This is a genomic window from Sunxiuqinia sp. sy24 (assembly GCF_052677165.1).
The window spans coordinates 161,922-178,731 of record NZ_JBQYLH010000007.1; the positions used below are offsets into that span (position 1 = coordinate 161,922).

At 42.5% G+C, this 16,810-nt stretch carries 20 protein-coding genes; 6 read left to right on the forward strand and 14 right to left on the reverse strand.

Translation table 11 applies throughout. The features are described 5' to 3' along the window. Positions 1-571: 571 nt before the first annotated feature. Genes lnt through ACUNWA_RS08315 form a run of 3 tightly spaced genes read right to left on the reverse strand, consistent with a single transcriptional unit; the run spans position 572 to position 3,841 of the window. Positions 572-2,173, reverse strand: a complete 1,602-nt coding sequence (gene lnt / locus ACUNWA_RS08305; protein ID WP_445591428.1) for an apolipoprotein N-acyltransferase — start codon at positions 2,171-2,173, stop codon at positions 572-574. Continuing rightward, positions 2,170-3,108, reverse strand: coding sequence for a bifunctional metallophosphatase/5'-nucleotidase (locus tag ACUNWA_RS08310; RefSeq protein WP_445591429.1), 939 nt, complete (start codon positions 3,106-3,108; stop codon positions 2,170-2,172). Before ACUNWA_RS08310 ends, lnt begins: the two co-directional genes overlap by 4 nt. Continuing rightward, positions 3,086-3,841, reverse strand: a complete 756-nt coding sequence (locus tag ACUNWA_RS08315) for a 5'-nucleotidase C-terminal domain-containing protein (RefSeq protein ID WP_445591430.1) — start codon at positions 3,839-3,841, stop codon at positions 3,086-3,088. The genes ACUNWA_RS08310 and ACUNWA_RS08315 overlap by 23 nt, the downstream gene beginning before the upstream one ends. Positions 3,842-3,952: 111 nt before the next feature. Between ACUNWA_RS08315 and ACUNWA_RS08320 the strand changes: the two genes are divergently transcribed. Together ACUNWA_RS08320 and ACUNWA_RS08325 are read left to right on the forward strand one after the other, a co-directional pair. Continuing rightward, entirely contained in the window at positions 3,953-4,984 is a 1,032-nt protein-coding gene (locus tag ACUNWA_RS08320; RefSeq protein ID WP_445591431.1) for an N-acetylmuramoyl-L-alanine amidase family protein, read from the forward strand. Next, positions 4,984-5,391: a thiol-disulfide oxidoreductase DCC family protein gene (locus tag ACUNWA_RS08325; RefSeq protein WP_445591432.1), complete on the forward strand. Its 408-nt coding sequence runs from the start codon at positions 4,984-4,986 to the stop codon at positions 5,389-5,391. Before ACUNWA_RS08320 ends, ACUNWA_RS08325 begins: the two co-directional genes overlap by 1 nt. On the opposite strand, the gene ACUNWA_RS08330 is transcribed toward ACUNWA_RS08325, so the two are convergent. The 8 genes from ACUNWA_RS08330 to ACUNWA_RS08365 all read right to left on the reverse strand — a co-directional run bounded on the left by ACUNWA_RS08330 (position 5,388) and on the right by ACUNWA_RS08365 (position 10,732). Next, complete coding sequence (locus tag ACUNWA_RS08330; protein WP_445591433.1) at positions 5,388-5,930, reverse strand: DUF4924 family protein; 543 nt, start codon at positions 5,928-5,930, stop codon at positions 5,388-5,390. The genes ACUNWA_RS08325 and ACUNWA_RS08330 overlap by 4 nt on opposite strands. 2 nt (positions 5,931-5,932) lie before the next feature. After that, positions 5,933-6,313 carry an RNA-binding S4 domain-containing protein gene (locus ACUNWA_RS08335; protein ID WP_445591434.1) on the reverse strand — a complete coding sequence of 127 codons (381 nt, stop codon included), beginning with the start codon at positions 6,311-6,313 and terminating at the stop codon, positions 5,933-5,935. Between the two features lies 1 nt (position 6,314). Then, positions 6,315-6,881, reverse strand: coding sequence for an aminoacyl-tRNA hydrolase (gene pth / locus ACUNWA_RS08340; RefSeq protein WP_445591435.1), 567 nt, complete (start codon positions 6,879-6,881; stop codon positions 6,315-6,317). An 89-nt stretch (positions 6,882-6,970) separates the two neighbouring features. Next, positions 6,971-7,585 (reverse strand): 50S ribosomal protein L25/general stress protein Ctc, encoded by a 615-nt coding sequence (locus ACUNWA_RS08345; protein ID WP_445591436.1) that lies wholly within the window; start codon positions 7,583-7,585, stop codon positions 6,971-6,973. Between the two features lie 107 nt (positions 7,586-7,692). Next, positions 7,693-8,631, reverse strand: coding sequence for a ribose-phosphate pyrophosphokinase (locus ACUNWA_RS08350; RefSeq protein WP_445591437.1), 939 nt, complete (start codon positions 8,629-8,631; stop codon positions 7,693-7,695). Positions 8,632-8,789: 158 nt separating this feature from the next. Then, complete coding sequence (gene yihA / locus ACUNWA_RS08355) at positions 8,790-9,377, reverse strand: ribosome biogenesis GTP-binding protein YihA/YsxC (protein WP_445591438.1); 588 nt, start codon at positions 9,375-9,377, stop codon at positions 8,790-8,792. A gap of 53 nt (positions 9,378-9,430) precedes the next feature. Continuing rightward, on the reverse strand, positions 9,431-10,411 hold the full coding sequence (locus ACUNWA_RS08360; protein WP_445591439.1) for a type I phosphomannose isomerase catalytic subunit: 981 nt from the start codon (positions 10,409-10,411) through the stop codon (positions 9,431-9,433). Between the two features lie 21 nt (positions 10,412-10,432). Continuing rightward, positions 10,433-10,732: a Dabb family protein gene (locus ACUNWA_RS08365; protein WP_445591440.1), complete on the reverse strand. Its 300-nt coding sequence runs from the start codon at positions 10,730-10,732 to the stop codon at positions 10,433-10,435. Between the two features lie 132 nt (positions 10,733-10,864). On the opposite strand from ACUNWA_RS08365, the gene udk reads away from it, so the two are divergent. The 3 genes from udk to ACUNWA_RS08380 all read left to right on the forward strand — a co-directional run bounded on the left by udk (position 10,865) and on the right by ACUNWA_RS08380 (position 13,646). Next, complete coding sequence (gene udk, locus ACUNWA_RS08370; RefSeq protein ID WP_445591441.1) at positions 10,865-11,470, forward strand: uridine kinase; 606 nt, start codon at positions 10,865-10,867, stop codon at positions 11,468-11,470. 2 nt (positions 11,471-11,472) lie between these two features. Beyond that, complete coding sequence (locus ACUNWA_RS08375; protein WP_445591442.1) at positions 11,473-12,192, forward strand: 3'-5' exonuclease; 720 nt, start codon at positions 11,473-11,475, stop codon at positions 12,190-12,192. Between the two features lie 242 nt (positions 12,193-12,434). Beyond that, positions 12,435-13,646: an MFS transporter gene (locus tag ACUNWA_RS08380; protein WP_445591443.1), complete on the forward strand. Its 1,212-nt coding sequence runs from the start codon at positions 12,435-12,437 to the stop codon at positions 13,644-13,646. Positions 13,647-13,701: 55 nt separating this feature from the next. Here the strand turns inward: ACUNWA_RS08380 and ACUNWA_RS08385 are convergent, their stop codons facing one another. From ACUNWA_RS08385 to ACUNWA_RS08395, 3 genes are all read right to left on the reverse strand, one after another. Further along, entirely contained in the window at positions 13,702-14,679 is a 978-nt protein-coding gene (locus tag ACUNWA_RS08385; protein WP_445591444.1) for a hypothetical protein, read from the reverse strand. Between the two features lie 98 nt (positions 14,680-14,777). Beyond that, positions 14,778-15,236 carry an SsrA-binding protein SmpB gene (smpB, locus tag ACUNWA_RS08390; protein ID WP_445591445.1) on the reverse strand — a complete coding sequence of 153 codons (459 nt, stop codon included), beginning with the start codon at positions 15,234-15,236 and terminating at the stop codon, positions 14,778-14,780. Next, the gene (locus ACUNWA_RS08395) at positions 15,226-15,810 is read right to left on the reverse strand and encodes a YIP1 family protein (protein WP_445591446.1); all 585 of its coding nucleotides are present in this window, start codon (positions 15,808-15,810) and stop codon (positions 15,226-15,228) included. Before ACUNWA_RS08395 ends, smpB begins: the two co-directional genes overlap by 11 nt. Positions 15,811-15,869: 59 nt before the next feature. Here ACUNWA_RS08395 and miaA point away from each other — a divergent pair, with 59 nt between their 5' ends. Continuing rightward, positions 15,870-16,796: a tRNA (adenosine(37)-N6)-dimethylallyltransferase MiaA gene (gene miaA / locus ACUNWA_RS08400; protein WP_445591447.1), complete on the forward strand. Its 927-nt coding sequence runs from the start codon at positions 15,870-15,872 to the stop codon at positions 16,794-16,796. The last annotated feature ends 14 nt before the right edge of the window (positions 16,797-16,810 follow it).

The following is a 16,810-nucleotide window of genomic DNA, read 5'->3' on the forward strand; positions in this document are numbered from 1 at the left end:
GTGACTAAATTTTTAATCTCCTTAATTCTCTTTAGAACTGTCACTCTCTAGGGTTATTCCCTGTTCGAATGTGCGTGCAAATATAGAACTACTTTTTGCTTTCGCAAAACAATTCACAAAAAAAAAATCAATGATTTTTACGCTCCGAAACAGAACTCACTCATTGCTAGTGAAAACAGCAATTACAGGGGATTTCATTAATATTTGTACGTATAAAAAACAGGAAAGTTAAGCGTCAAAGAAACTCGTCTTTCAATCGCATTATGAATCAACGAGATAATTCCAAGATGTTATTAAATCAACTATTTTGCTTGCAAAGTCTGCCATCGCAAACTATATTTGAGGCAAGAAAACGTTCTTAAACAAAGATATTGTCCGCATTAGTTCATATTTGGTAAATTCAACAGTTTATAGTGAACCGAGAAAGCTTTTGGACGTAAAGACAGGCCTTGTAGCCTCGAGTATTCGGGGTGAGTAGTTTACTACCGGTGGAAGTCTGATCGACCAGGCACTCAAATCCTTTTGATTAGGGATTTTACACAAACGAATTAATGCGGATTTTTTTTGCCTTTCAGTAGGTTTTTTTGATTTGCTTTCGAACCAAAAGAGAAAGCGCGAACAAAACTGACACAAAAGCACTTACCCGCCCCAGAAAATCACCATATTTCACATAAAATGTAATCTCTAAATTCGTGTTCAGGTAGCCTTTAATGGCCGTAGCTGTCCACCAGCGAGTTGATTGCACAATATCGCCACGCTGATTAATGAATGCCGAAACACCGGTATTAGCCGACCGGGCAATGCTTCGCCGAGTTTCAATTGCTCGTAATCGGGCATATGACAAATGCTGTCGATAACCAGCCCCTCCTTTCCACCAGCCGTCATTGGTTAGAATAAAAATAAGTTCAGCTCCCTGCTGAATCGATTCTCCAAGGTATTGCCCAAAAACAGATTCGAAACAAATTAGCGGAGCAACACTTATGCCGGCTGTGCTGTTGAAAGTAGTGTTTTCTTGCTTCGTTCCAAGACTTCCGGTTGTTCCCCCCAAATCAACCAGGTATTTCTCGACAAAGGAAAAGTACCTACTGAAAGGCATTTTCTCAGTTCCACTCACCAGTTTACTTTTATGGTAGATCTGAACCTCCGGAGCATCATTGATAAGCAAGGCCGAATTATAAAGATCATAATACGGCATTTGGTTCTGATCCCTTCGAGCCGTTTCTGAACGAACTTCTCCTTGCTGAAAATTCCTGCGTGTGGACGCTCCTAGAACAATGTTTAAGTTTGGATAATTGGATACCCGCTGATAAAAAGGGCCAAGCTGTGAATTCAGAACAGGCGAATCATCTTCAAGCAAAGGCTGCAGTGCTGTTTCCGGGCCGATAATAAACTCGGTGTTCGAAGTAACCAGCGAGTCTGTTAATCTCAGCAACGTTTTTAACTGATCATTCGCTGTTCCGGATTCAAATTTTTCGTTGTACGGATCAATATTAGGCTGAAGAACGATCACCTCGTAAGCCGGTCCGTCTTCGTTGTAATTTTGATAACGCTGACTGGACAAGATCATCGGGACAAGAACCACCAAAAGAAATAGAATGGCATAAGCGGCAGATCTCAACCGAAGCACTCGAAAAGCACTGTCTAAAACTTGAAATAAAATCAGGTTGGCTGTTAAAATCCAAAGAGAACCTCCCAGTACGCCCGTAAATTCGTACCATTGAATGAACTTCACCTGGTTAGCCAAGCCATTGCCCAGCGTGAGCCAAGGCCACTCCATATCCCAGTTAAAGTGAAGGTATTCGAAAGCCAGCCAAAACACAACTAAGGCAATATACCCCATATTGGTATTGAAAGTCCGTTTCACCTGATGAAAAAGCCACCAGACAAGGGCCATCAGCAATGCATTAAGAGTAACGATCAACACCATTCCAACGGGGACTGCATAGGCAATCCACCAGCAGCTTAAAAGATTCCAAACCAGAAAACTCAGAAAGGCGTAGCCCAAAAAATCGATATAAGCAAACTGCCACTCGTCTGCCGATAGCTTCTTTTCAACAAATAACAAAGGTACCATGGCACCTAGCAAAGTCCAGCCAGGAAGCAAGTCGAGCCAAGGTAAACTCAACAAGGCACCGCTCAAAATAGCCAGAAACGCAGCTTGGTATCCTCTCATGAATGTGTGGGTATATTTTGTGAGAGTATCTGGGGCTCTTCCTTCTTATTCTGATCAAAGATAAAATCAATCCGCCCCAGAACCATTCCGCCCCACCCGGCCTGATTCACAATGATCTGTTTTCCATCTGCATTTTTCAGTCCTAAGGGTGAATCTAAAAAGCTGTGGGTATGGCCACCAATAATCAAATTGGTATGATGAGTCTGCGCGGCCAGTAAAGTATCTGAAATTTTCGCGTCTCGCATTTTTAGCCCGAGGTGCGAAAGACAAATGACAAGGTCACATCCTTTCTCATTATTCAGGAATGCTTCTTTTTCAAGGGCTATTTTAACAGGATCGAGATACACTGTTTCCATATAGTTCTGCTCACTAACAAGACCATCCAACTCAATGCCAAGGCCATAAACCCCCACCTTAATCCCACTCTTCCGATATATTGTATAATCAGGAAAAGTATCGAGCAAGCGTGTATTCGAAAAATTGTAATTACTGCAAACCAACGGAAAATCAGCAAAATCAATCACATTTTGAATTCCTTCCAGCCCATTGTCAAACTCATGATTTCCGAGAGTTCCGGCATCATAGCCCATTTCAGACATTAGCTTTAAAATTAACTCTCCCTTATAATAATTAAAATAAGGCGTCCCTTGGAACATATCACCAGCATCGAACAACAAAACATTTTTCTCCGTTTGCCTGATTTGGTTTATTAATCCAGAAAGACGAGCCAATCCCCCACGTCCCTGGTAAACGGAATGATCTTCCGGAAACGGGTCAATATGGCAATGAATATCGTTGGTGTGCAGCACACTCAAACTCACCAAATCCTGTTTAGCCAGTAAGTCTGCTGGCAAGTTGATCATCCCCAAACCCGCAGAAGCACCAACCAAATCTCGTATAAATTTCCTTCGACTACTCATAATAAATCCTCCCATCTAAAGCTACGTTAATTCTTCTTCCTGCCTCGTGTTCTGTCTTGAAACGGTCAATGATTAAATCCCGAAGCTTTATTCCGGTGGAAATTGATTCCTTTCTACTAAGCAGCATCTCCATCGCATCACCACCTTCAGCAATATAATCATTGGTTACAATCCAATAATCCCGCTTCGAGTCAAACAACACACCATCAACCTGCAATTGACTGATCTTATCATTTTTGATTCCTAGCCGAATACCGGCCACTCCATCGCCTCCTCGTGCAGCCACCTGCTGCATAAACTGCTTCATGGTCGCTCCTGACAATTTTAATAAGACCATCTCGTTTTCAAAAGGCATGAGTTCAAAAACATTACCAACCGTAATTTCGCCTCGTGGCAACGACACGCGTAGCCCTCCGTAGTTAACAAAAGCCATGTCAGGTGTGACCCCCGGATTTCCCAGCCGGCAATAATCTCTACCCGCCTGAAGTAAATAATCAGCAATTAAGTTAGTCAGCTTACTTTCCGGCTTTGCTTTTGATAATTCTTCATTGGAGATAGCAATCACTTTTAGCATGTCTTCCTCCAGCTCGTCCTTATAAGGTAATACCAGAGCTACAATGACAGAATCAATAGTTGAAAGAGCGGAACTATTTGAAATATTACTCCTCTCTACACTGCTTATTTCCAGCGACGTTCTGCATGAAAAAGAGATTATCAACAAAAGAATGAGGATAAATGTATAGCGCATTCGTTTTATATTTCAGAAATAAAAAATAGATTTATTCAAATTTAAGTTTTCAGTTCCTATTTTAAACATTAAACTTAACATTTCGTTCTTATAAAAACAGATTTTAACTCAATGAAGCACATAAATTCAGGCTTTTTTTTAAGCCTTTTTCATAAACTTTTTTATTCGCTTTTCCTGATCCTCTTTTTGACAAGCATTTCACATGCTCAGGATTATCCAACAACGATTGCAAAAAATGGCGATGGGATCTACAGCTTATTGAAAAGGCATGGCTTATCGCCTTCGGAACATTTCAAAGCATTTATCGAACTCAACAAAAACAAACTTGGCACCAATAACAGCTTATATGTGGGTCGAAGCTACCTACTACCGCTCGAAGGGGAAAAACCAGAGAGTGTATCAGCAGGAGGAACGATCTACCCCATTTTTGGCAAAAGCTACGAACGAGTCAAGTCCATCGATAATTCTCTTCAGGGAGCCATTTACTACCTAGTCAGTGGGCATGGCGGACCTGATCCGGGCGCCGTTGGACGTTACGGCAATCACACCTTATGCGAAGATGAATATGCCTACGACGTAACCCTCAGGCTGGGCCGAACATTGATTGAGCGCGGCGCCTTGGTTTATATGATTACCCGTGATGAAAATGATGGCATTCGAGATGACAGCTACCTCAAAGCTGATAAGGATGAAACCTGTTATCCGAAACAAACCATTCCACGCAGCCAAATCAAACGACTACGCCAGCGCAAAGACGCCGTCAATAAACTCTACCTCAAACACAAAGGCAGCTTCCAACGGATGATCATTGTGCATGTTGATTCGCGGAGTAAAGGTGAAAATATTGATGTATTCTTTTACCATGATCACCGCAGCAAAACCGGCAAAAGACTAGCGAACAACCTGCAGCAAACATTCAAGAAAAAATACGATACACACCAACCCAACCGGGGCTATCACGGAACCGTATCGGATCGCAACCTGTATGTGCTGAAATACAGCTATCCTCCAGCAGTTTTCATTGAACTGGGAAATATCAACCATCACCGCGACCAACAACGTTTTATTCACGACAACAACCGACAAGCTCTAGCCAACTGGCTTTCCGAAGGCTTGATAAACGACTTCAGGAATAACAAATAATGCTAAATATACCTGCGGATAAAAGTCTAATTCTGTTTGATGGCTATTGCAATCTGTGCAGCCGCTCGGTTCAGTTTATTCTAAAGTACGACCGCAGGAAACATTTTCTTTTTAGCGCATTGGATGGAGAAACTGGCAGAAAGGTAAAGAAGCAACTAGACATCACCGCCGATATTGATTCCATACTTTTAGTAGAAGGTGAGCAATTTTATACGCACTCGGAAGCCATTTTAAAAATAGCAGAACACCTGGGAGGTTTTTTTCAGGTACTTACGGTTGTCCGGATTTTACCAAAAAGCTGGCGCGATCAATTATACACCTGGATGGCAACAAACCGATTCCACTGGTTCGGACGACGAAGTAGCTGCATGCTACCCAAGCCAGAGGATGCCGAGCGATTTCTTTAAAGCTCGAACTTGCCTTTTTCGTACTGAAGATAACGGGCAGATAAATGGCCCATCATTTTACTAATGTGGTCAACAGCTGACTGCGTTGAAGGATTGATCTCCTTTTTCTGTAAGCGCAGCAGCATAATACTGTACAGCGCCTGAAATCCAAGGCGGATATCATTTTGGCCCTTTTCAACATTCTTCGATTCAAACTCATCAATGACTGGCTTTGCCAACTGAAATAAGCTAACATACTGCGGATCTTTTCCAGCCTGAAGTAATTGCAGATGAAACCGGTTCAAATCATCAATCAAATTCAGAATAAACTGCAAGTGTCCCGATTGTGCTACCCGCTCCTTTTCCATCATACTGGCCAGATTGCGGTACCAATCGAAAATCTCCAAACGAGTATCTTCATCCACATCAAAGCGGGCCACCAATGTTTTTCCGATTTGATCGAGGTCAAATTTCAAGGCACGCAACAAATCCTCCACCTGCCAGAGGTAAAGAATATATTCGGCCATATTGGTTCTTCGTTTTTCTTTTGCTATCAGCATAATCAATCTGTTTCAAAAAAATCATCCAAGTCCCGGCGATCTTTTTTGGTTGGTCTTCCGGTTCCGCGCTCACGCTGAAACCAGCCCATCTGTTTTTGCACTTCCAGTATTTCGAGTTCTTCCTTGGGGGTCACATCTTCCATGTAATCGCTTACCAATTTCGATCCCATTCGCTTACCAGCCAGCTGCAACACTTTATAGCGATAAGTTACCGGAGACTTCCGAACATGCACCACATCGCCAACTTTAATAACCCGAGAAGGCTTAACAGCCATATCACCAATCGAGACACGCCCTTTTTTCACCGCTTCGGTGGCAATACTGCGTGTTTTAAACACCCTAACTGCCCACAGCCATTTATCTACGCGAACCTGATCACTCATCTCACTTACGTTTGTTGAATTGATTCATCGTCCGAGCCGTGCCAATGGTGCCAAAGCTTTTGATGATCTCCAGGCAGGTATCAATCTTCGCTGGAAGGTCTAAATCTTCATCTTTTGACCACTCCGACAAGACATAGTCGACCTGTTTCCCGGGGCGAAATTCATCACCTATCCCAAAACGAAGGCGCGCATAATCACTTCGGCCGGTCACTTCCTGAATACTTTTCAAGCCGTTGTGTCCGGCATCGCCCCCTTTAGCCCGCAAACGAAGCGTGCCAAATGGCAAGGCCAAATCATCTGTTAACACCAGTAGATTTTCAAAAGGGATTTTCTCCTTTTGCAGCCAATAGTTGACGGCCCGCCCACTCAAGTTCATATAAGTGGTCGGTTTCAACAGAATAAAAGTTCTGGCTTTGAATTTATATTCAGCGACATAGCCATAACGGCTATCGCTAAAAACAATATTGGACGCATCAGCAAGAGCGTCCAATATTTTAAATCCTATGTTATGCCGGGTATGTGCATATTCACTCCCCGGATTTCCTAGTCCTACTATTAAATATTTCATCCGTAAGATTGCTTAATCATTGATTTATTGATGATACGGATGAAACGACGATGTCTGAGTCAACAAACAAAGTCGTTCCGAAAATTTTATTATTCAGCTGATTCTTCAGTCTCTTCTTCATCATCAGTAACTGCCACAGCAGCTCCCATAGCAGCACGAGCCGCACGAGTAATGATGATAGAAACAACCGGTACTGATTTGCCATTCAGGAATTCGATGTTATCCAATTCCAACTGACCAACTTTAAAACTATCACCCAAACCTAACTTGGTTATATCAATAGAGATCGTATCAGGAAGATCTTTGGGCAATGCTTTAATTCGCAAACGACGCAAGTTCGTTTTCAGCTTACCTCCGGAACGCATTCCTTTAGCGTAACCTTCAACTTTAATTGGAACTTCAACTTTAACAGGCTTATCTTCTGCTGTTTTCAAGAAATCAACGTGCAATACCTGATCATTCACCGGATGAAACTGAACATCTTGCATGATTGATTTGTAAACAGTTCCGTCAATTTCCAGGTCGATCAAATACACATTAGGAGTATAAATCAATGAACGGAAATCGCCTTCTTCTGCAACAAAGTGAATTGGAGCATCACCACCGTACAAAACGCAAGGAACTTTTCCTTCATTTCTTAACTTCTTTGATTCTTTTTTACCAAGACCTTCTCTTAGTTGGCCTTTAATTTCAATTGATTTCATTTTTAAAAATTTTAGTTAATTATGATACTCAGTCCTCCCTTTTGTTAAAAGGGCAAACAGCATACATAACACTTATGCCGTTGGAAAAAGCGGTGCAAAAGTATTAATTATTTATAGAATAAAGAACTAATCGACTCATTTTTATACACTCGCTGAATCGTCTCCGCAAAGGCATCAGCAGCCGATATGTACTTAATTTTAGATGATTCTTTTTTCGGTGGAATGGAGTTCGTGAAATACACTTCTTCCAAAGCCGACTCTTCAATCCGCTCATAAGCGGGTCCTGATAATAACCCGTGTGCGGCAAAGGCACGAACCGAATTGGCTCCTTCCTTGATCATCAAGCCGGCTGCTTTGGCAATCGTGCCAGCCGTATCAATCATATCATCCACAATAATCACATCTTTATCACGTACGTCGCCAATCAAGGTCATGCTACCAACAACATTGGCCTTCTCGCGCGACTTATGACAGATAACCATGTCAGTCCCTAGCATCCGGGCATAGTTATTGGCACGTTTTGAACCACCCACATCAGGAGAAGCAATAACGATATCGCGCAAGCCCATGTTTTGAATGTAGGGAATAAACAACGCTGATGCGAAAAGATGGTCAACAGGAACATTAAAAAACCCCTGAATCTGATCGGCATGTAGATCCATGGTAATCACCCGGTCAACACCTGATGAAGACAACAAGTCGGCCATTAGCTTAGCACCAATGGATACCCTTGGTTTATCTTTACGATCTTGGCGAGCATATCCGAAATACGGAATACAAGCAATAATTTTATAAGCAGATGCACGTTTAGCAGCATCTATCATCAACAACAATTCAAGTAAATTGTCGGCAGTCGGGAATGTGGATTGAACGATGAAAACGTGTGCCCCACGAATGGTTTCATCATAACAGGGTTCAAACTCTCCATCGGCAAAAACCGGACAGGAAGATTTCCCCAGGTCAACATTAACACTCTTACAAATCTCTGTCGTTAGATACTTTGTTGCTGTACCTGTAAAAATCTTTAAAGGAGCCTTTTTAGACATTTTTTCACTTTTAATTTACGTAGCTTTGGGAATGCGCGCAAAGGTAGAAAAATCTTTAAAATATCCTTAGCACTCGACTTGCAAGTTATTTAAAATTGACAATAAAGACAAGTACCAAGCAAGCTAGAGCTCAGATAAACAATAATGATCATTCTTTTTTAGATACTCTGATCAACAAATTCAAGTATCTCTTTCTTCCCTGCTCCATTCTCGGATGAACTTATAAACAAAGGAGGCAATTCCTCCCAATGTGTCAGCAGTTCGGCTTTATAGTCGGCAATACTCTTGGCTAATTTGGTATTACTCAACTTGTCGGCCTTGGTGAAAATAAGCGCAAAGGGAACTTCTTTTTCACCAAGCCAATTGATGAACTCGAGATCAATTTTTTGAACTTCATGCCTGGAGTCGACTAATACAAACAGGCAAAAAAGATTTTCCCGTTTCAACACATAATCAACAATGTAAGCTTGAAATTTCTCCTTGCTTTTCTTCGACACCTTCGCATAGCCATAACCCGGGAGATCAACCAGATACCATGACTCATTGATCATAAAATGGTTAATCAACTGGGTTTTTCCGGGTCGTGACGAAGTCTTGGCCAGTTTTTTCTGCCCAGTAAGCATGTTGATCAATGAGGATTTACCCACATTAGACCGGCCAATAAAGGCGAATTCGGGTTTGTTGGGCTCCGGACATAATTTCACATCCGAATTACTCATTAAAAAGCGGGCATTTTTTACCTCCATAAATTCATTTTTTTATTCTCAACCGTTCAATACTCCGTTTTTATCCGGAAAGTTTAAATGTGAACTTCCAGCAGTTTTACGCCTGTTCCGTGGGGGCTTATAAAATACTGCTCCAGTGCTGCAGGCACCAAAATAGTCTCTCCTTGTTTCAAGCTTTCCTTTCCACCCGGAAATTCAATATCACAAGCCCCCTCCACTCCAATATACAACACAAAGGAATCGAGCTTATGAATGTCGCATTCCAGCTTTTGATCCAAATCGATTACATTCGTTGTAAAGTAATCGCATTTAACGACTTCGACTGGCTCATTCTTTTGGGGCTCGTATGCTGTTTTATAAGAATCAGGAACCGAAAAATCAATGGCGTCCAAAGCCAAGTCCGTATGCAGATCACGGGAGTTACCTTCCGAGTCTTTCCGGTCGTAATCGTAAATACGATAGGTTACATCGGAAGTTTGCTGAATTTCGGCCACCAAAACGCCACGCCCAATGGCATGTACCCTACCTGCAGGCATAAACAGTATATCGCCGGCATTTACTTCTTCAAAATTTAAAATATCCATCAGCTGACCGGCTTCAAATTTCTCCAGGTATTGCTCCCGGCTCAGCTCCTCTTTGAATCCCAGATTTAGCTTAGCGCCTTCATCAGCTTGCAGCACATACCACATTTCAGTTTTCCCAAAGGCCTGGTGGCGCTTCTTTGATAGTTGATCATCGGGATGAACCTGAACCGACAAGTCATCGTTAGCATCAATAAACTTGACAAGCAGGGGAAACTCCACACCAAATTTATCATACACACGATCGCCAACCAGCTCACCCATATAAATCTCAATCAACTCTTCCAAGGTGTTTCCTGCTAAAAAGCCATTAGCAACAACCGACACATGATCTTGCACTCCTGAAACCTCCCAGCTCTCACCACAATTAGGCAATTTGCCAAAATCTTTTCCCAGCTGTGTTTTTATTTTTTGTCCACCCCATATTTTATCTAAATACTGAGGGGTAAATTTCAAGGGATATAAATTTTTCATTTCTCTTATTTTGTTGACAGGTTAAAATTCAAAATCAACTGCAGAACGCTCAACGGTAGCTTCCGTTATCAGCTCCACCACTTTCAGGTGTTCCGGATGCACCCGATAGATATCCAAGTCAGCAACCGAGTCAAAATGTGAAATCAGGCACATATCATACGATTTAGCCTCCAACTCGTAATTCAAGCCAACTTCAAGGTGCCGAACCTGCTCTATTTTATCTTTGAGTGCCTCCAGCGCCGCTTTTATTTTCAGCAATACAGCTTCCTTTTCGGCTTTAGGATATCCTTTCAATTTAAAAAGAACCACGTGATTAATCATAGTCAACAATTTTTATTAAGGGTTTATCTTATGGCTGCGAAGTTAATATTTTCCAACCGCTCAACCATAAATCAAATAAGGAATATCGGAAATCTGTCTCGCTTGTTTATCTTTACCTAAAATTCAACTCGAATGATTATCATTGGTATCGCCGGAGGAACAGGTTCAGGAAAAACCACAGTTGTGCGAAAAATCATCGAACAACTACCCCAAAACGAAGTCGCCGTTATTTCACAAGATTCCTATTACAAGGATAACAGCCACCTTCCAATGGAGCAACGCAAGGAAATTAATTTCGACCATCCCGACTCCATTGAATTTAGCCTGCTAACCCAACACCTGTCTGAACTAAAAACAGGAAAAAACATTGAAGAACCTCGATATTCCTACCTGACATGCAGCCGACTGGAGCAAACTCAAACCATCGAACCTAAATCTGTTATAATTGTGGAAGGCATTTTAGTCCTGTCCAATGCATCCTTGCGCGACATGCTCGACATCAAAGCTTTTGTCGATTGCGATTCCGACCTACGCCTTTCGCGGGTCATCCAGCGCGACATTATTGAGCGCGGACGCGATGTTCAGGAAGTGCTTTCACGCTATGAAGAAACAGTCCGTCCAAGCCATTTGCAATTTATTGAACCCACCAAGCGCTTTGCCGATATCATCATCCCTCAGGGTGGGAACAACACCGTAGCCATTAGCATCTTTACCAATTTCATACTCCAAAACTTATAGGCATGCTTAACAATTTGAACCTCGAAGACATTCTTTTTATCGACATTGAAACGGCTCCTCAACAAACGGATTTCAGCGAATTGAATGAAGATTTCCAAAAACTCTGGGAAAAAAAGTCGACCTATTTTCGAACCGAAGAACAAGGACCAGGCGATGTGTATGAACGTGCCGGCATTTATGCTGAGTTTGGAAAAATCATTTGCATTTCGGCCGGAGTTATCACTCAACGAATGGGCGAACGTTTTTACCGAGTGAAATCATTTTACGATGATAATGAAAAGAAACTGCTGACCCAGTTCAACGACATGCTCACCAAATTCATGTCGCACCCCGGAAAAAGACTCTGCGCGCACAATGGTCAAGAGTTCGACTATCCCTACATTGCCCGCCGGACTCTGATCAATGGTCTCCCTTTGCCTCCTGCGCTGGACATTGCCGGCATGAAACCCTGGGATGTCAAAGATAAGTTGATGGACACCCTGCAATTGTGGAAATTTGGCGATTATAAAAATTACACCTCCCTCAGCCTGCTTTGCGCTGTTTTCAATATCCCAACCCCCAAGGACGACATCGACGGCAGCCAGGTAGCCCAAGTGTATCATCAGGGCGACATCGATCGCATCATTCGCTATTGCGAAAAAGATACGCTGGCCGTGGCCAATCTGCTGCTTCGGTACCGAGGTGAAGAAATCATTCCGATGGAAAACATGCAAGTGGTTTAGCGACCTGATTCGATCTTCCGTCTAGCGCGCCCAATTATCCACAGGACAGAGCCGAATCGCTGCGCTATGATCAATTCATCAGCGTATCGGATCAGTGTTTCCCATCCCAACTCAGCTCTGTGTGCCAAAACCAAATTGACAAGCAGAGCACTATCTTGCCAATAGGATTAATTAATCTTTTAAATCTCAAATCCTTTATCTATCTTAAACTCCGCAAAAACTACTAACTATAAATTACTGTTATGAAAAAAAATGCCATGTTGACTATTCAAATGGCATTGATGATGTTCTTCCAGTATATGATGTTTGCTGTATGGTGGGTTCCATTGGCCGCCTACCTGACGCAAATGGATATTGGATCGACACAAAAAGCACTGATATTAAGCTCAATGGCGCTAGGCTGTCTCGTTTCTCCAATTACGGGAATGATTGCCGATCGCTATTTCCAGGGGCAATATGTCTTGGCTTTTACCAACTTCATCAATGCAATCTTACTTGCTCTTGCAGCGACCACAGCAAATCCGAATCTGCTATTTCTCTTCCTGTTGCTGGCCATGATCTTTTACATGCCAACCTGGGGATTAACAAGCTCCATCGCAATGACACACATTGCAACCGAGAAATTTGCACGCATCCGGGTATTCGGATCAGTCGGATGGGTCGTTTCCGGCGGGTTTAGCCTGTTGTTTGTTCACCTCTTCGCAATGGACTTTGATGGTACCAACCTCCCTTTCTATTGCGGAGCCGGAGTAAGCCTATTGGCGGCGATTTTCAATTTATCACTCCCCAAAACATTGCCCGCCTCCAACGGACAACCGCTTTCGTTGATCAACACTATGGGATTGGGAGCTGTGAAATTGATGCGCAATCGCAATTTCTTTTGGTTCATCACCTTATCATTCCTGTCGATGATTCCATTCTCGATGTATTGGTCTTATTGCTCCGAATTTTTATTAGATGAAGGGTTTAAGTACATCAGCATTACCATGAACTTTGGACAACTGGCTGAAATGCTGTTTCTGCTTTCCGTTCCCTTTATGGTTCGAAAGTTTGGCCTGCGAATAACCATGTTTTATGGTTTACTTGCCCTGACCATACGCTATCTTGCATTTTACACCGGAGCACTAACCGACACGGGCTTACTATATATGATTGGAATCCTGACACATGGACTTATTTTCGGATACTTCTACCTGGGTGGACAAATGTACATTGACCAGAAAGCACCAAAAGCACTAAAAGCTCAGGCACAAGGCTTTATCTTCTTGGTCACGTTTGGACTTGGACTGCTTGTCGGCAACTTTATCAACGCAAAAATTATTGCTATCTTTTCAGAGACTGGCCCCGACGGAACCAATTACCATTGGGGCATCATATGGGGAATAACCACAGCGATGTCCATTGCTTTGGCTGTTCTATTTCCATTATTAGTAAAAAAGGAAAATAATAAATAAAAAGACAGGCTCATTCCCTTCGAATGAGCCTGTCTTTCAAAAACGTTTCAATTACTTACTCCGCTTCCATCGCCGGCACCTTCATCAATCCCAGGTTGGTCATTTGGTAGCTTCCCATCCTGAATTGCTTATCGGCCTTGATATCAATATCGGTTACCCGCATTAACGAACGCTCGCCAGTTCGTGTATTTTCTGATTCCGACTCCATAACAAAGCCCCAAGGCATGCCATGTGAGTAGCTTGCTGATTTAAGCATGGTACTCATGAAATCGCGCGTCGTAATGTTAACATCTTTGCTAATCCAAAAATTAGCTTTGGTCTCCTCCTCCGGATTATCATACCGATATTCCTCGCATTTATAGCCCTCGATGGTTTTAGTCCTTCCCGTTTTTTCCACATAAGGACTCATGCCAATATTAGTCAGATCTCCATCCTCCAAATCTTCGTATTCTTCCTCGTCGAAGCCCGCGTCGTTCATACCCTGCAGATCGAATCCGTAGACAAGACCTTTCTTTTCCCCATTTTCTTCGGAAAGAATAATCATGGCCTTATTCTCAAAGTCCATAATGAAAGTTCCTTGACCGTTTTGGTTCATATCGCCACCAATAAACTCATAGGCGAAGTTTTTCCCTTCCGGGTTCACGTATGTGATAAACTCGCCTTCGCTATCTTTTTCACCATTCTTTTTATACGACTCGATGTGCATTTGGAGCTTGGAATCGAAGGTGTAATCATCATGAATTGGCACCGGATCGCCCGACATACCAATGCCTTTCATCATTTTCTGAAGCCGCTCATTTTGTTTATCATTGGTAGGTTGAGCTTCCGAGTCATTTTCAGCTTCTTCAAAAATCTCATCCAGACTTTCATCCACCTTCTCGTCAACCTTATCGTCGACTTTATCCTCCACTTTCTTTTCGATCTTATCCTGAACTTTCTTATTTAGCTTCTTCAGAAATCCTTGCGCCGAAGTAGTTGGCACCAGTGAAAAGCTAAGAAACAGACTTATTATTAAAGGAATTATTTTTCTCATAGCCTTTATTTTTTAGGGTTAAAAAACTAAGAAGCTACAAGTTACAACATTCCACTAACCGATTGCAAGTAATGCAGTAGGATTAAATGAGAAGCAGATTAAAATTTCATCGCCCGATCCATATCACGCTTGGCATCTTTCTCCTTCAGGGTATCGCGCTTATCGTGCGTCTTTTTACCTTTTGCCAAGCCAATTTCAAGCTTCACCAATCCCCTGTCATTTAAAAACATCCGCAAGGGAATGATGGTCAGGCCACTCTCCTTGGTTTTCTTTTGAAGTTTTTCAAGTTCTTTTTTATTCAACAAAAGCTTGCGGTCACGTCGCGCCTCGTGGTTATTAATATTTCCAAAATCATATTCTGAAATATTCATATTCACCACATAAAGCTCGTGGCGGGTAAAGCGACAATAAGCTTCACCAACTGAAGCTTTTCCATTCCGGATCGATTTAATTTCGGTGCCAACCAACTGCACGCCGGCCACAAATTTCTCCAAAATTTCATAGTCGAAATAGGCCCGTTTGTTTTTTATATTGATGTTTTGCTTTTTATGCACCATAACCGTAGAAAGCTTGTAATAATTTCCAACTAAAGACATTCAAGAGTATGAAGGTAAGAAAAATCAGCAGCAAGCCGATCATCGTGTAGCGATTCTGATTTTCGGGCACCAGATTCAAACTTCCTTTCACCCCCTGAACAAATAAAAATATACCATACAATCCCAGAACACTTAAAACATAAAGGCCCGGAAACAGTCCGGTTACAAAAGAAACAATCAGGAAAGGCAGAAATGAATAGCCAACCAAACGGCTAATCACCAGCTTATTTTTCACAGCTCCCACACTCGTCAGCAGCTCGTTTAGTAAATACACCGACAAAAAGTATTGTGAGACGTAACTAACCACTTCACGAACCGATTTGGCCACCGCATAGCTAAACAAAACCTCGCTTCCCTTAATCAGCTCACCAATAAATACCGCTAAACCAACCAGTAATACCAGTGGCAAAAAGTAGCCTGTAAAAATTGCTTCGGCTTTAATCTCGTCTTTCTCCTCTCGCCAAAACTTATTGGGTTCAACCAACACACTAAAGCATGTTTGAAAAAGCTGGCGATATCGTTCTTTAAAATCCATAATTTCTGGTTTTGCGTCACAAAAATACATTATTTTGTAAACCTTAATGACAAATATCGATGAAACAGCAAAAATATCAAATGCTAACCATACTCGGACCTACAGCTTCGGGGAAAACAACGGTAGCTGCCCACGCAGCTAAACAACTTGATGGAGAGATCATCTCAGCCGATTCCCGTCAAATTTACCGCGGTATGGATCTTGGCACCGGCAAGGATTATGAAGACTATGAAATTGAGGGACAACCAATCCCTTACCACTTAATTGACATTGCTGATGCCGGTTTCGAGTACAATGTCTACTTGTTTCACAATGCCTTCTTGGCGGCCTACAACGATATCACTCAGCGAGGAAAATTTCCGGTTTTATGCGGAGGAAGTGGCCTCTATATTGAAGCGGTCTTAAATAATTATCAATTAATTCAGGTGCCGAAAAACCATGAACTGCGAAAAACACTGGACACGAAAAGCTTGGAGGAGCTGGAGCAAGTACTTCTGGACATCAAGCCGGAACTGCACAACACCACCGACACCGAAAACCGCCGCCGGGTAATCCGCGCTATCGAAATTGAAACCTACCTGAAAGATAATCCCGAACTGAGCAACGACATGCCCGAGATTAACAGCCTGGTGGTTGGCGTAAAATACGATCGGGAGCACCGCCGCCAACGAATAACCGAACGCTTAAAACAACGCCTGCAAGATGGCATGTTGGATGAAGTGCAACGCCTGCTGGACAAAGGACTTACCCCCGAGCAACTTACCTACTACGGACTGGAATACAAATACCTGACCCTGCACCTGATTGGCGAGCTAAGCTATGATGAGATGTTTACCAAGCTTGAAATTGCCATCCACCAGTTTGCCAAGCGCCAGATGACCTGGTTCAGGCGTATGGAAAAACATGGCACACGCATTCACTGGCTGGATGGTTTTATGCCGCTGGAAAAAAAGATTGCTCAAATTCAACAATGGCTGGAGGGCTAATAGAGATTCATTCG